Annotated in this window: 15 protein-coding genes; 11 read left to right on the top strand and 4 right to left on the bottom strand. The window is 55.1% G+C overall.

Annotation, left to right across the window (positions count from 1 at the left end):
* Positions 1-139: 139 nt before the first annotated feature.
* Positions 140-1,603 carry a sodium-dependent transporter gene (locus ACT3TY_RS04045; protein ID WP_444627416.1) on the top strand — a complete coding sequence of 488 codons (1,464 nt, stop codon included), beginning with the start codon at positions 140-142 and terminating at the stop codon, positions 1,601-1,603.
* 146 nt (positions 1,604-1,749) lie between these two features.
* Here the strand turns inward: ACT3TY_RS04045 and ACT3TY_RS04050 are convergent, their stop codons facing one another.
* Positions 1,750-3,051, bottom strand: coding sequence for a Y-family DNA polymerase (locus tag ACT3TY_RS04050; RefSeq protein WP_444627418.1), 1,302 nt, complete (start codon positions 3,049-3,051; stop codon positions 1,750-1,752).
* Positions 3,048-3,491: a LexA family protein gene (locus ACT3TY_RS04055; RefSeq protein ID WP_087106828.1), complete on the bottom strand. Its 444-nt coding sequence runs from the start codon at positions 3,489-3,491 to the stop codon at positions 3,048-3,050. The genes ACT3TY_RS04050 and ACT3TY_RS04055 overlap by 4 nt, the downstream gene beginning before the upstream one ends.
* 356 nt (positions 3,492-3,847) lie before the next feature.
* Between ACT3TY_RS04055 and ACT3TY_RS04060 the strand changes: the two genes are divergently transcribed.
* Together ACT3TY_RS04060 and ACT3TY_RS04065 are read left to right on the top strand one after the other, a co-directional pair.
* Positions 3,848-4,747, top strand: a complete 900-nt coding sequence (locus tag ACT3TY_RS04060; protein WP_444627419.1) for an alpha/beta fold hydrolase — start codon at positions 3,848-3,850, stop codon at positions 4,745-4,747.
* A gap of 40 nt (positions 4,748-4,787) precedes the next feature.
* Positions 4,788-5,810 carry a patatin-like phospholipase family protein gene (locus tag ACT3TY_RS04065; protein WP_444627421.1) on the top strand — a complete coding sequence of 341 codons (1,023 nt, stop codon included), beginning with the start codon at positions 4,788-4,790 and terminating at the stop codon, positions 5,808-5,810.
* A gap of 57 nt (positions 5,811-5,867) precedes the next feature.
* Here ACT3TY_RS04065 and ACT3TY_RS04070 read toward each other — a convergent pair whose 3' ends face one another.
* The gene (locus ACT3TY_RS04070; RefSeq protein ID WP_444627422.1) at positions 5,868-6,434 is read right to left on the bottom strand and encodes a Smr/MutS family protein; all 567 of its coding nucleotides are present in this window, start codon (positions 6,432-6,434) and stop codon (positions 5,868-5,870) included.
* Positions 6,435-6,613: 179 nt separating this feature from the next.
* Here ACT3TY_RS04070 and prmB point away from each other — a divergent pair, with 179 nt between their 5' ends.
* From prmB to ACT3TY_RS04110, 8 genes are all read left to right on the top strand, one after another.
* On the top strand, positions 6,614-7,573 hold the full coding sequence (prmB, locus tag ACT3TY_RS04075; RefSeq protein ID WP_172117146.1) for a 50S ribosomal protein L3 N(5)-glutamine methyltransferase: 960 nt from the start codon (positions 6,614-6,616) through the stop codon (positions 7,571-7,573).
* Positions 7,574-7,586: 13 nt separating this feature from the next.
* Entirely contained in the window at positions 7,587-8,678 is a 1,092-nt protein-coding gene (gene aroC / locus ACT3TY_RS04080) for a chorismate synthase (RefSeq protein ID WP_444627424.1), read from the top strand.
* A 60-nt stretch (positions 8,679-8,738) separates the two neighbouring features.
* Positions 8,739-9,119 carry a hypothetical protein gene (locus tag ACT3TY_RS04085; RefSeq protein ID WP_444627425.1) on the top strand — a complete coding sequence of 127 codons (381 nt, stop codon included), beginning with the start codon at positions 8,739-8,741 and terminating at the stop codon, positions 9,117-9,119.
* Between the two features lie 185 nt (positions 9,120-9,304).
* Positions 9,305-9,724, top strand: coding sequence for a phasin family protein (locus ACT3TY_RS04090; RefSeq protein WP_172117143.1), 420 nt, complete (start codon positions 9,305-9,307; stop codon positions 9,722-9,724).
* A 56-nt stretch (positions 9,725-9,780) separates the two neighbouring features.
* A complete protein-coding gene (gene phaC / locus ACT3TY_RS04095) occupies positions 9,781-11,637 on the top strand; it encodes a class I poly(R)-hydroxyalkanoic acid synthase (protein ID WP_444627426.1) in 1,857 nt (618 codons plus the stop codon).
* Between the two features lie 186 nt (positions 11,638-11,823).
* A complete protein-coding gene (locus tag ACT3TY_RS04100; RefSeq protein WP_226912154.1) occupies positions 11,824-13,194 on the top strand; it encodes a metal-dependent hydrolase family protein in 1,371 nt (456 codons plus the stop codon).
* 461 nt (positions 13,195-13,655) lie between these two features.
* Complete coding sequence (locus tag ACT3TY_RS04105) at positions 13,656-14,123, top strand: copper chaperone PCu(A)C (protein ID WP_172117141.1); 468 nt, start codon at positions 13,656-13,658, stop codon at positions 14,121-14,123.
* A gap of 22 nt (positions 14,124-14,145) precedes the next feature.
* Entirely contained in the window at positions 14,146-14,724 is a 579-nt protein-coding gene (locus ACT3TY_RS04110) for an SCO family protein (RefSeq protein WP_172117140.1), read from the top strand.
* A gap of 141 nt (positions 14,725-14,865) precedes the next feature.
* Here the strand turns inward: ACT3TY_RS04110 and ACT3TY_RS04115 are convergent, their stop codons facing one another.
* The gene (locus ACT3TY_RS04115) at positions 14,866-15,204 is read right to left on the bottom strand and encodes a hypothetical protein (protein ID WP_172117139.1); all 339 of its coding nucleotides are present in this window, start codon (positions 15,202-15,204) and stop codon (positions 14,866-14,868) included.
* Positions 15,205-15,214 lie beyond the last annotated feature (10 nt).

A 15,214-nucleotide genomic window follows, 5' to 3' on the forward strand; every position in this document is an offset into this window, starting at 1 on the left:
TAAGTGATGAGCGAATGGGGCAGGCCGGGAAGAAGCCAAGGGCGTCGGGCGGTCGTTTTCAGAAAAGAGTTAACGAGTTTTGTGCTTTTGAGCCGAAATCCTCTAGGATAAACGCTTTTTTTACACCAGAAGGATAGTCATGGCGTCTTCCGAGCAACCTCGCATCCAGTGGCTGGGCCGCTGGGGGTTCGTGCTCGCCGCTACCGGTTCGGCGGTAGGGCTGGGCAACATCTGGAAATTCCCGTATATCACCGGCGAGTATGGCGGTGGCGCGTTTGTCCTTGTCTATCTGGCGTGCATTTTTGCGGTGGGCGTGCCGGTAATGATGAGCGAAATCGCTTTCGGGCGGCGCGGGCGCGGCAGCCCCATTGATGCGATTCGTCGAGTGGTTAACGAGTCCGGTCGCTCATCGGCGTGGTCGCTGCTTGGCTGGATGGCCATGCTGTGCGGCTTTTTGATTCTGTCGTTCTACGTGGTCGTGGCAGGTTGGTCGTTTTCTTATCTGTGGAAGATGTTAACCGGTGGCCTGGTGGGCACCAGCGTTGACGACATGGCCGCCGTTTTTGGGGAAAACAACGCCAACCCGCTCAGCCTAGGCTTCTGGAGCACGCTTGTTACGCTGGTGACCATGATTATTGTGGGCAAAGGCGTTCAGGAGGGGATCGAGAAAAACATCAGTTGGATGATGCCAGGCTTGGTTATCATGCTGATACTGCTGATTGTGTACGGCGTGTTTTCCGGTGGCTTTGGTGATGCGGTACGCTTTTTGTTCTCCTTCAAGGCGGGGAGCCTCTCCAGTGAAGGGATGTTGGCCGCGCTTGGCCATGCGTTCTTTACCTTATCGCTTGCCTCGGGTGCCATTCTTACCTACGGAAGTTACCTGCCCAAAGGCGCCTCCATTGGGCGTACCACCATTAGCGTCGCCATTGCAGATACGGCCGTTGCCTTGATGGCGGGGCTGGCGATCTTCCCGGTAATTTTTGCCAATGGCATGGACCCAGGTGAAGGCCCCGGGCTTATCTTTATGAGCTTGCCGCTGGCGTTCCAGGCCATGCCGCTGGGTACGCTGTTTGGGATTCTGTTTTTCGCCATGCTCTCCATGGCCGCGCTGACATCGTCCATTTCGATGGTCGAGGCGACCGTTTCCTGGCTCTGCGACAACAAGGGATTCTCACGCCGCAGTGCTGCGTGGAGCACGGGGATTGTTCTTTGGTTGATTAGTACCGCTGCCATGCTCTCCTTTAACCTGGGCGCTGATTGGACGTTGGCAGGCAAGACCTTCTTTGACTGGCTGGACTACATCACTTCACGCTGGATGATGCCATTGGGTGGGTTAGGCACCGTCATACTGGCAGGCTTTGTCCTGAAGAGTGAAACGTTCCGCGACGAGCTAGGGCTCTCGCCTCTGCCCTATACGCTATGGCTTGCCATGGTGCGTTATGTCAGCCCGCTGGGTATTTTGGTTATTTTCGCTGATGCATTAGGGCTGTTTACCGTTACCTTTTCAGTTCATTGGCCGTGGTTGTTGGCTATCCTGCTGATCATGATGGCGTTGGGCGAGTGGTTGAGTCCTCGCCTGCGTCAGGCGTTAACGACACGCTAACGGATTCTCCCCAGCCAACGCTGCTGCTGAGCAATGAGTGACGGCTCATCCAGCGGCGTTTGGCAGGTGATTTGAGTCTCTTCCTGAGATCGTAGTTGAGACAGGAGCTGAGACAGGAGTTGAGATCGTAATTGAGATAGCAGTGGTTACTTACGTAAAGCAGATTGCTTGATAGCGCCAGGGTGAGTGCCTGCCTGCATCAACTCGTCCCAGCGTGTGGTGTAGCGGTTTGAACAATGAGCGCTGCGCAGCTGCCAGGCGGCATCGGCATCCGTCATGCCAAAGCTGATGGTGCCTTGCCCCATGCGCTGATTGATATTATCCAGGGTGGCCATTAAGTAAGGGTATCGGTTCCGCGGCGGTTGATGTAGCAACGAGAGCTGGTGCTGCTCGGCATCAACCAGGTCCAATAGCATCACACCTGCCTTCATAAACCGGTAGCCTGGCCGGTAAACCTGTTCAACCCCTTGGTGAACGGCCTCAAGAATTGTGCGCGTATCGTCGCTGGGTGAGGGCAGGGGCACCATGGCGTGGGGAGAATACTGGGGTTGGTCTCGGCGGTGGCGGTTGGTGTTTAGAAAAATCATCACGGCTCGCGTGAGGCTGCGCTGCTGACGGAGTTTTTCGGCGCTGCGCTGGGCATGTTGGCGTAACGCGTTATGTACTTCTGTTTTACTACCGGTTGATTGGCCGAATGAGCGCGACGTCATAATGCGGTGGCGCGGTTGATCCAGCGTATTCATCTGCAGGCAGGGTGTACCGCGCAGCTCCAGCGCCGTGCGGGCCAGCACTACCGAAAAATGTTTGCGCAGTAGCCGAAGGTCAGCCTCACGCAAGTCCCAAGCGGTATTAATATTACTGATCGCTAACCGCTCAGCAATCCGGCGCCCAACGCCCCATACGCTGCCCACCGGCGTTTGTTTAAGCAGGGCGGTCGTTGCCGCATCTTTTCCCGTTAGCAGGCACACGCCTTGATAGTGAGTCGCCTGCTTGGCCAAGTGGTTGGCAAGCTTCGCCAGCGTATGCGTAGGGGCCAGCCCGACGCATACCGGCAGGCCTAAATGACGCCGAATCCGCCGACGCAGCCATTCGCCCAGGGTTTGGCACTGCTGATTGCTGAACGCCTCCAAGTAAATAAACATTTCATCAATGGAGTACGGTGACACGGCTGGGCAGGTATCGCGCAGTAGCTGGCACAGCCTGGCCGACATATCGCCATACAGCTCATAGTTGGATGACTTGAGGTAAATGTCACCATGCTTACGCAGGCTTTCGAGCTTAAACGATGGCATGCCCATGGGGATGTCCATGGCTTTCATCTCGGCAGAGCGGGCGATGATACAGCCGTCGTTGTTCGACATAACGCCAACCGGTTTGCCTTCCAGCGCAGGATCAAACACACGCTCACAACTGACGTAAAAGTTGTTGGCATCGACCAGGCCAATCATCGGACATACTCATGAATGACGGCACGCACTACTCCCCATAGCTGGCACTCGGTGCCTTCCAAAGGAAGCGGCGGGTAGTGAGGATGCGCGGAGCAGAGATGCGGCGTATTTTGGTAGAGGGCGTAGCGCTTAATCAGCACTTCCTCTTCAAACATGGCAACCAGAATGTGCCCTAGCCGAGGCTTAATGCTGCGGTCAACGACCAGCAGGTCGCCATCAAAAATCCCCCAACCTTCCATACTGTCACCAGCGGCGGAAAGGTAGAACGTCTGGGTAGGGTTTTTAATTAACCGCGTGTTGAGGTCGAGCGTACGCGGTTCGTAATCCTGCGCTGGTGATGGAAAGCCGCTAAAGCCCGCACGGCCTTGTAACGATGAAAAAGGCAACGGCTGAGAAGTTAACGGCAAGGTGGGCACGAGCGTCGATGGAGGCAACGACATCGTCGGCATCCTCACTGAATGTAATGTGTATGTATATACAGTATTTATTCGTGAGGTTTAAATTGCAAGCGTTGAACGGCGATTAGGCAAGCCTAGCGCGCTAGCCACAACCCCACGACGATGGCACTAACAACAGCAATAAAAAAAACAAGGTTACGGGCGCGTGTATCGCGGCGTGGTTTCATGGCAGCACCATTAGCAAGGGTTGGGTAAAAGCGACGGAAGAATTGCGCCTGGCATGGTAACGTTTGTTACTGATACCGTCATCCAGACATTGCCTGAACGCTTACTTCAGGAACATTAAAGGCGTCGCGTTATTTGCCAACGAGATGGCCGCTTCATCAGGAAAACAACGTATGTGTGAACCGACCCTCCAACCCGCGTCTCGACACTCCGCGCAACCGCTGGTGCTTGCGCAAGGGCGCTTGGCCGCACTGGGCTGGGGCCGCGTGGATGCACCTGTCTGGCTGGCGCTACACGGCTGGCTGGATAACGCGGCAAGCTTTAGCCGCTTGGCACCGCTTTTGGCAGATGCGCTGGATATCCGCGTGGTAGCCATTGATTTTCGTGGCCATGGGCACTCCCAGCACGCCGCTTTCGGAAGCGACTATGCGTTGTGGGATTACTGCCACGACGTGCTTGATGCGCTGGACGCGCTGGGTATTGAACAGGCTTCTTTACTGGCCCACTCCATGGGCGCAGCGGTTGCCTGCCTACTGGCCGCCGCCATGCCAGAGCGTATTGCCCGGTTAACCTTGATTGACGGGCTGGGGGCGTTGAATACGCCTGCGGAAGAAACTGCCAGCCAGTTGCGCAAAGGGCTTATTGCCCATCGTCGCCCGCTTTCCCGCCCACCACGCTATGCTGATATCGAAAGTGCGGTTGCCGCGCGGGTAGCCGGTGGCGTCACCACGCTGGATAGCGTAACGGCGATGCCGTTGGTTGAGCGTAATACGCAAGCAACTGCCGATGGCTATCTACAAATGCGTACGGATAGTCGACTGCTAAAACCCTCTCTGGTGCGCTTTACCCCTGAGCAGGTGCTGGCTCTGTTAGCGTGTATTCAGGCGCCAGTACTACTGATTGAAGGCGAGCAGGGTATTTTAGGAAAGCGTGCCTGGGCCGAGCAGGCGCGCTTGGCGGTTAACGATCTGACCCGCCATGTGTTGCCTGGCGGGCATCATCTGCATTTAGAATCTAAAGCGGTTGCCGCTGTGGCTGAACTCGCCGCCGCCCACTGGGAGGCAGCCGTGTAAAACGGTTATACGGTCGGCTCAAGAGCAATAGGAATAGCCAATGAATCAACTGACGCACGCGGGTAGCGGGAAAAAAGTGGCTTTGGTGTTGGGCAGTGGCGGGGCGCGCGGTTATGCCCATATCGGTGTCATTGAAGCCCTGGAGGCACGAGGCTTTGAGATTATTTCAGTGGCGGGATGCTCCATGGGCGCCCTGATTGGTGGCATCTACGCTTCTGGCAAACTGCCCGAGTATCGGGAGTGGGTCTGTAATCTCGATTATCTGGATGTGCTAAAGCTGGTGGATGTGACCTGGAGCCCGATGGGTGCCATGCGTGCCAATAAGGTGATGAGTAAGTTGGAAGCGTTGGTAGGCGATGTGCTCATTGAGGATTTGCCTATTCCGGTGACAACGGTGGCGACTGACCTGGTTCGCCAGCGCGAAGTGTGGTTTCAAAATGGCCCGTTACTGCGCGCCATTCGTGCCTCTATCGCCATTCCAGGCGTCATTACGCCGGTCAATGTTGGTGACCAGGTGCTGGTTGATGGCGGGCTTCTTAATCCGCTGCCTATCATGCCGGTTATTTCTGCCCACGAAGCAGATCTGGTAATTGCGATTAACGTAACGGCACATAGCCCGCAGCCGGTGTCGTTGGAAGAACTCCTGCCCCGTGAGCACGAGGAAAATGACAGCCGAACGGCGCAAGAGCGTGACCGTGATGAAAAAATTGGCGGCTGGATGAGCGACGTGCGCCAAGCCACCCTGCGTTTATGGGAGGGGCTTGGCAGCAGTGAAGTGGACAGCGGCGTGGAAGCTGGCGCTGAAGAGAGTGTTGAGACGCGAGGCAAGCGCGAGTGGAGCAAGCTCGATATGATTTTAGAGTCGTTTGATATTACCCAAGCGGCCCTGGCAAAATACAAAATTGCCGGTTATCCGCCCGATATATTGATCGAGATTCCCAAGACGGTATGCAGCACGTATGAGTTTCATCGCGCTAAAGACTTGATCCGCCTGGGGCGGCACTTGGCCGATGAGGCGCTGGAGCGGCGCATGCCCAGCATTGCCTCGGATGCGACAGAGTGAGGCAGCGAGCCGCTGGAAAAGCGCAAGCAGAGCAGTGAAGAGAGCGGCTGAGCGGCGTTACGCCCCGCGCTTACGCAGCAATATATAGACTGCTCCGGTGCCGCCATCAATATCAATGGCCGAGCAAAAGGCCAGCACCCCCGGCCATTCGCGTAACCAGGTATTGGTGTGACTCTTAAGCACCGGAAAATCTGAAGTGGTGCCCCACGCCTTGCCGTGAACCACCAGCACGCAGCGCAGCCCTTGGCTTGATGCATCGCGCAAGAAGCTTTCAAGCTCCGCGCGGGCTTCTTCAAGCGTGTAGCCGTGCAGGTCAAGCCCCGCCTGCCACTCGGTTTGGCCACGCTTTAACTGGCTGAAGGTACGCCAGGGTAAATCGGGCACGCTAAACTCAAGGTACTCAGACGGGCGCACGGCCTCGACCCGGCCATCCGATGTGCGGCCGCTGGCTTGTACTGTGCTGTTTTGAACCGCCGCATTACGCCGTGCCTGTTGGGCTTCATCATTGCGCTTGGGCTTGCCGGGGTCGGCTTGATTATGTGCAATACGGCGTACGCCTGCTGCTTTCAGCGCCTGGCGAAAAGCGCTGATATCGTCATCGTTGGGCAGGTGGCGTCGCGTCATATCAAGCTCAAAGTGTGAAAAGGCAGAAAGAGTAAAACAAGAAAGCATATAAAGTGCCGACAGTATAGCGAGCTGAGCGGCGCTGTGAACCGGGCGGCGTCAAAGGTACAATCTTTTCTTTATCAATGAGTGTAGCCGCATGTGGCTGCATGGATGGTTTTCGTTTATCAGGAGTCGCTGTGACCACGCACCTCAATGCTGAGACCTCTCACTCAACCCTTTCGTTGCCGGATACGGCGTTGGTGAGCGATCTTTTTACACTACGCGACTATCTGCGCTGGGTATCCAGCGAGTTCTATCTGGCCGGGCTGCACTATGGTCACGGCACCGAGTCTGCCTGGGATGAAGCCGTTGCGCTCTGCCTGGGGGCACTTCATCTGCCCTGGAACGTCGACCCCGCCGTTTTGGAAGCACGGCTTTTGCCTGTTGAGCGCCAGCGTATTATCGCCCTGACCCGGAAGCGGGTAGCCAGCCGCCAGCCATTGCCGTACCTGCTGGGCGAGGCCTTTTTTGCAGGCCACCCCTTCAATGTTGATGAGCGAGTGCTGATTCCGCGTTCGCCGATTGCCGAGCTGATCGAAGACGGTTTTTCGGCCTGGTTCCCGGAAGAGCCGCCGGAGAGCGTGCTGGATTTATGCACCGGCTCTGGTTGTATAGGGATTGCAACCGGCCTTTATTTGCCTACCTGCGAAGTGACGCTTGCCGATATTAGCCAGGATGCGCTGGCCGTTGCCCGGGAAAATATTACCCGCCATGACGTGGGTGACCGGATACGGGCGGTCGCCTCGGATGTATTTGACGGGCTGGAAGGCCAGCGCTTTGACCTGATTGTTTCCAACCCGCCCTACGTCGATGCGCGTGATTTGGCTACCATGCCCGCTGAGTTCCGCCATGAGCCCGCGCTGGCACTGGGTGCCGGTAAAGATGGCCTGGATATTGTGCGGCGTATTTTGCGCGAGGCGCGCAGCCATTTGAGCGATACAGGTTGGCTGATTGTCGAAGTGGGCAATTCTGACCGCCACGTGGAGGCTGCGTTTCCCGACGTACCTTTCCTGTGGCTTGACTTCGAGCGCGGCGGCCAAGGCGTATTTGCTTTGAGCGCCGATGAACTCGACGCCCATGCGGCGTCTTTTGCGTAAGGAATGAACGCCCATGTCTGGCAATAGTTTTGGCAAGCTGTTTACCGTTACCACCTTTGGAGAGAGCCATGGCATTGCGCTGGGCGCCATTGTAGATGGTTGCCCGCCGGGGCTTGCGCTGTGTGAAGAGGATTTACAGCGCGACCTGGACCGTCGTCGCCCAGGTAGTTCTCGCCACACCACGCAGCGCAAAGAGCCTGATCAGGTGAGGATTTTATCGGGCGTGTTTGAGGGAAAAACCACTGGCACCTCCATTGGCCTACTGATCGAGAATACCGACCAGCGCTCCAAGGACTACTCGAAAATCAAGGACCAGTTCCGCCCCGCCCATGCGGACTACACGTACCACCATAAATATGGCCACCGTGACTATCGGGGCGGCGGCCGCTCAAGCGCCCGCGAAACGGCCATGCGGGTAGCCGCGGGTGCTATCGCCAAGAAGTACTTGGCCGCCCAAGGCGTACAAATTCGTGGCTATATGAGCCAGCTGGGCCCCATCAAGATTGAGTTTAAGCAGTGGGAGGCCGTCGAGCAGAATGCGTTTTTCTGCCCCGATCCCGCCAAAGTAGCCGAGCTTGAAGCGTATATGGATCAGCTGCGCCGTGACCAGGATTCCGTCGGTGCCGAGATTACCGTGGTCGCTGAGGGCGTTCCGGTCGGGCTGGGTGAGCCGGTGTTTGATCGCCTGGATGCTGAGCTGGCGCACGGTTTGATGAGTATTAATGCGGTAAAAGGTATTGAGATTGGTGCGGGTTTTGAATCCGTTGCCCAGCGCGGTAGCGAACACCGCGACGAGATGACGCCGGAAGGCTTCTTGTCCAATCATGCCGGTGGCATATTGGGCGGTATTTCCAGTGGGCAACCGATTGTGGCCAGGCTGGCGCTTAAGCCGACCTCCAGCATTACGACGCCTGGGCGTTCCATTGATGTTAACGGCCAGCCGGTCGAGGTGATTACCAAAGGTCGCCACGACCCTTGCGTGGGGATTCGCGCCACGCCGATTGCCGAAGCCATGATGGCGATTACATTGCTTGACCACTGGCTGCGCCAGCGTGGGCAAAACGGTGAGGTTAGCGTTGATACACCCCGTTTAGCGCAGCATTAAAGCGGCGTACGGCTTGGCGTAACGCTGCTACACTCAAGGAAGATGGCTGAGGAGTAACCCATGAAGATTAACGTTGAGTTTGATCTGACCCCGGATGAATTTCGTCAAGCATTGGGGCTTCCTGATGTAGAGGCATTCCAGCAAAGCCTGCTGGAAAATATTCAGCGGCAAATGGAGTCGGGTGCAGAAGGGTATGACCCCATGAGTTTGATGCGCCCCTTTTTGCAGCAGCCCATGATGCAGCAGGGGCTTTCTCAAGGGTTGGCCAACTTTGGAGCTTACCAGCAGATGATGTTGGATATGTTGCGCCAGGCAGGCAATGCCAGCAGTGCCGCCCCTGATGATCAAGCGGCGGACAATGATGCGTCGAGCAGCGAGAGAGCGCCTAATGCCAAAGCAACGGCGTCCTCGCGTTCGCGTGGCAAGGGAAAAACCGAGTAATGTGGCGAGGTGCATAACGGCCAGTTAATGAGCGCCGTCATCCAGGGCTCTTGAAAACAGTGTTATTGAAAACAGTGTTATTGCAAAGCACCCGGTCAAGGATTACTCTTTTTGCAGTGCAGCAAATCACTTCGTAGGGGGGCGCGAAAGCGCCCACACTCTGAAACGGAAGAGGATTAGACACTATGCAAGACGATATGATGGACGCTTTTAACGCCCAGACCCGCCAAATGTTTGAGCCCATGCGCAAAATTAACTCGCTGATGCTCAACAACATGGAAAAAATGACCCAGTATCAACTGGAAGCCATGAAGCGCTATAGCCAAATGGGCACCGAGCGCATCCGCAGTGCCACCAGCATTCAAGATGCAGAAAGCCTGCGTGACTTCGGCACCCAGCAGGCTGAAATCATGAACGAGCTTTCCCAGCAAATGCAGGAAGACGCCCGTGCCATGGGTGAGATGAGCCTGCAGTTCAAAACGGAAATGGAAAAACTCTTCAGTGATGCCGGGCAGCAAATGACCGAGCAGGCGACTGCCGCCGCAAAAGGCCAACAGCCTGGTGCTTCTGGATCCGCCTCGAGCCAGTCTTCACGGAAAAAATAAGAAGTCGGCTAACTCACGGCGCCTCTAGGCGCCGTATTGTTATAAGGGGATTCAGTATGCAGGGGTGGAAACGACCATTGCACGACATGTTTCAGCAGGGAGTGTCTCAAGAAGACATTGAGGCATGGAATACGCAACTGAAAGAGGCCGCTGAGCAGTACCAGGGGCTTATGCAGGATCTGCTGGCACGCATGGCCCCAAGCGAGGCGGCCGACTCGGTCTATAGCGATATGCGCAAAAGCTTCGAGGCGGGTGCGCAGGCATTAATGAATAACCCAACCTTGCTGTGGCAAACCCAAGCGCGCCTGCTGCAAGATCAGTGGCTGCTATGGCAGCAAAGCATGCGTGCTTTGTCTGGTGAGCAGGTCACACCGCTGATCACCCCCTCCAAAAGCGACCGGCGCTTTAAAGACGATGCCTGGACGCAAGACCCGCACTATGCGGCGATCATGCAGCAGTACCTGCTGTTTTCGCAGGTAGTAGAAGAACTGATCGAAAGCCTTGAAGGTATGGATGACCTCCAGAAACGAAATCTGGGGTTTTATGCCCGTCAGCTCGTCAATGCCATGTCGCCCACCAATTTCGTTTCTACTAACCCTGAGGTGATGCGGCGAACGCTGCAAACCCGTGGGCAAAATCTGGTAGAAGGGCTATCTCGGCTGCGTGAAGACCTTGCCAACTCAGCGGAAGGCATCAATGTGTGTATGACCGAGCGCAATGCGTTTGGTATCGGGGAAAACATCGCGGTTACCCCTGGGGCAGTCGTGTATGAAAACGAGTTAATTCAACTGATTCAGTACACGCCCACCACTGAGAAGACCTTTAAAACGCCGCTGTTAATCGTGCCGCCCTGGATCAACAAGTATTACATCCTTGATCTGCGCCAGGATAATTCCATGGTCAAGTGGATGGTGGACCAGGGCCACACCGTATTTTTAATTTCATGGCGCAATCCTGGCCCCGAACAGCGCGACATTACCTGGGCCGATTACATGCAAATGGGGCCGATCAGTGCGATTAGCGCCATTGAGGATGCCTGTGGTGAGAAGTCGGTCAACCTGGTGAGCTACTGCGTGGGCGGCACCCTGACGGCTTCGACCGTTGCTTATCTAACAAGTACCCGCAAGGGGCGAAAGGTGAAGTCGGTCACCTACATGGCCACGCTGCAGGATTTTCGTGACCCCGGCGATATCGGCGTTTTCCTGAACGAAGCCGTGGTGCAAGGGCTTGAGCAAACCATGCAGCTAAAGGGCTATCTGGATGGTCGCTCAATGGCTTACACCTTTAACCTGCTGCGTGAAAATGATCTTTTCTGGTCGTTTTATATCAATAACTACCTGAAAGGAGAGATGCCCGCCGCCTTTGACCTTCTCCACTGGAATACGGATGGCACGAACCTACCGGCGGGCACGCATGCCTGGTATTTACGCCACATGTATCTTGAAAACCGTTTGGTCGCGCCGGGTGGTATTGAGCTTGATGGCGTAAAAATTGATTTACGCAAGATCTCCACCCCCAGTTATTTCGTGTCGACCAAAGAGGACCATATTGCCAAGTGGAACAGCACCTATTATGGGGCGTTGCTGCCTAAAGGCCCCGTCACGTTTGTATTAGGTGGCTCGGGGCATATCGCCGGTATCGTTAATCCACCGCAAAAGAACAAGTACGGTTATTGGAGTAACGACGCACTGCCAGAAAGCCATGAAGCGTGGCTTGAAACAGCGGCGTTTAATGAGGGGTCCTGGTGGCCGCACTGGCAGGCATGGATGACACAGAATGGTTATGCGGATACCCAGAAAATGGTGCCCTCGCGCACACCCGGCGACGGTAAGCTTGAGGTGATTGAGTCAGCACCAGGGCGCTATGTAAAAATGACCATTCCTGACGTGCTAAGCGAACAGGGCAGCCTGTAAAGGCTGCTCCGATCATCCGGGTATTCTACAAAAAAACTATCCTTCTCATGTTTAAGCGAGGTGCTAACAATGCCGCCCACTACCCGTTACTCATTAGCCCCCGCGTTTAGCGCACAACACCGTCCTAATAACCATGGCGCTTGCTGCTGTGGTTCACCTGTCTTACAGCATTTTCATGAGCGCGTTATGGCAGAGATTGCTCGCCGCGAAATGCTGGGTGGGCCGGCAGCGGTCATGGCGCTGTTTGCAGGTGTACATACGCCACACGTGGTTGATCAGCCCTCAAAAGCGCATGACGGCCCTGTGCTACTCACCAACTTAACGCTTTTTGATGGAAGTGGTGGCCCGTTGCGCGATGGCGTATCCGTTAAGGTAGAGGATGGGCGAGTCAGCGCTATTCTTGAAGGGAATGCTGGCGCTGAGTCCGGGGACGTTATCGACTGCGATGGGCGCGTGTTGATGCCTGGCTTAATCGATGCGCATTGGCACTCCACGCTAGCCGCTATTACACAGATGGAAGCCATGAGCGCGGATATTGGTTATATCCATTTGGTCGCCGCAAAAGAGGCCGAGCGAACGCTGATGCGAGGGGTTACGTCGGTCAGAGATGTGGGAGGGCCGTCATTTGCACTGAAGAGAGCCATTGACGAAGGCATCGTGAACGGACCGCGGATATTTCCCGCAGGCGCCATGATTTCCCAGACATCCGGGCACGGTGATTTCCGAATGCGGCACGAATTGCCTCGTGGTAGTACAACCCCGCTAAGTTACACGGAGCAGCAAGGGGTCGCCATGATTGCTGACGGTGAAGCGGAAGTGCTTAGGCGCACGCGTGAGCAGTTGATGCTGGGGGCTTCTCAAATAAAGCTGATTGCGGGTGGTGGCGTCGCGTCATTTTATGATCCGCTCGACAGTACACAGTTTAGCGAGCGCGAGCTTCGCGCAGCGGTTGAGGCAGCCGGTGACTGGGGCACCTATGTCATGGTTCATGTCTACACCTCCCGGGGTATTCAGCGTGCCCTGCGGGCAGGCGTACGCTCAATTGAACATGGTCAGTTGGCAGATGAAGAGACCGTTCGAATGATGGCCGGTGAAGATGTGTGGTGGAGCCTTCAGCCTTTTCTGCAGGATGAAGATTCCAACGTTTACCCGGATGCGGCACGCCGAGAGTCTCAGCGGCAAGTTGCCGAAGGAACGGTTCGCGCGTATGAAATGGCCCAGCGATTTAACGTTAAAACTGGCTGGGGAACGGATATTCTTTTTAATCCTCAAAATACCCCCAACCAGCTGCATCACTTGGCTAAGCTAACGCGTTTCTACGACCCGTTGACCGCATTGGCAATGGCGACGGGGCGTAACGGGGAGCTACTTTCTCTCTCGGGGCCGCGTAACCCGTATCCGGGAGTGCTTGGGCGTATTGAGCCTGGTGCGCTAGCCGACCTGCTGGTCGTTGATGGTGACCCAAGCAAAGATCTTGATTTTCTTAAAGATCCAGAGCGTAACTTGCGCATGATTATGAAAGCTGGGCGTGTTTATAAAGATTGTTTGCAGCAATAGCTTGGCAAGATCGTTTATAAATATCGATTTTAAGTGCTTGATCGGTTGTTTGTTTATGATTGAATCAATCATGCACTGACCGCTTTTCCGGCCATTAATAGAAGTGTTGGTTTTAGAACCTTGTTGGTTTAAATGTTTCTAACGCGGTAGTTGGGATTTCAGCAGGCCCCACGTCTATTTCCGGGCTTAAGGAGATAGGCGTTGAACTCTTTTTAGGGGGCTATTCGTAACCGCCGTTCCTATGCTTCTGGGCGCCCCCTTTGTGGCAAACACAAACCGCGCCGCGTTCTCGCCTAATATCGGCAGGCCGAGGGTGCTGTCATAATGTCGCAGGAGGGTTGTAGAACACCTGGATGGCGCTATGGTAGCCAAAGATTCATAACGACATGCGATAGGCCAGTACGTGCGAGCTTGGCGCGTGTGCCGTTTAACCGTGTTTATTTAAAGGGAGCATCGAAGTAATGGCGAACAAGGCACTGAATGTCATGGCCCAACGAGTGACTCAGCGGCTGGCGTTAAGCGCGTTAGCACTGCTATTAACGGCAGGTGTTGCGCAGGCGCAGACGCTAGAAGTAAGCAATGCTCGGTTAAGCCTGCTGCCTGGTAACACGCCCGGTGCGGGTTACTTTGAGCTTTATAATGCGGGCGATGAAGCTGTCACGCTGGTGGGCGCTCAAAGCCCTGCCTTTGATAGTGTTGAAATACATGTTAGCTCCGAGCACGACGGTATGGCCCATATGCACGAACTTACATCGCTTGAAATTGCCTCAGGCGAGCGTTTTGAGTTTGCGCCTAAAGGTCATCATCTGATGTTTATGCGCCGCGTTGAGCCCTTAAACGTAGGTGATGACGTTGACGTGGTGCTTGAGTTTAGCGATGAACAGCAACTGCCCGTTACCTTTAATGTTGTCTCTCCAGCATCGATGTAAAGGCCAGGAATAGGAACCCTATATGTACAAGTTGTTGTTCGCCACGTTGGCGTCTCTTTTACTGGCTGGTTGTAGTGATCAGAGCTGGCGTACCACCGACGTTGCCGACATTATGCCGTCGCTTGATTTTTCACTGGTGGATGATAACGGCGACAGCGTCCAAGCGGATGAATATCTGGGTAAGCCAGCGCTTGTCTATTTTGGCTACACGTTTTGCCCCGATGTTTGCCCCATTACCCTGGCAAGATTAGGCGATGCGATCAGACAGCTGGATGATGAGACGCGCGACGAGGTTCAGGTGCTGTTTATTTCGGTCGACCCGGCGCGTGACACGCCCGAGGTGCTAAAACGCTATACCAATGCCTTTGGCCCTGAGTTTACTGGCTTGACCGGCGATAAAGCCGACATTGATGCGATCACCAACCGTTACCGCGTTGCTTACGAATACGGTGAAGAGAATGAGAATGGTGACTACCTGGTAACACACTCCAGCGCTGTTTTTGCCTTTGATCGAGAGGGGAATGCACAGTTCCTGGTGCGGGATAGCCACCCGATAACGGATGTTCAGGCGGATATCAAACGGCTGATAGAAAAAAGCTAACGCCGCTTGGAGTAGCCCCAGGGAGCTAAACAGGTAGTAGACGTAGGTAGAAAAAGTCTGTAGCAAAAAAGGGGCGACTGATGATCAGTCGCCCCTTTTTATATGCCGTTTACTTGGCTAATACCTGGCAACGAAAGCGATTTAGCAGACGGCAGAGAGGCCGCAGCGCGACTTGTACAGACGAGAGTTAATATCCAGTTCGATATTCTCACTGTCTTTATCGTAGAAAAAGGAGGCATAGCCATTGTCAGAAGAGGCTGTGCGATAGAGGCCGCAGATGCCATAACCATACTGCACTTCCTGCAGCTGCGAGAGCTCAATATCATGGGATGTCCCCAGCTTATTTGCCAGAGCGTGTTGAATGTCATCGCCAACATGGCTGTCAGACATAACCTGGCCACCGAAGATAGCGCCCGCCAACACGACAGTAAGCGCCAGCGGCATCACGACAAGTAGTAAAAAAGGACGAGATTTTAACATAGTGGTATTC

Source organism: Halomonas sp. AOP22-C1-8, assembly GCF_052378905.1.
GTDB classification, from domain to species: domain Bacteria; phylum Pseudomonadota; class Gammaproteobacteria; order Pseudomonadales; family Halomonadaceae; genus Vreelandella; species Vreelandella citrativorans.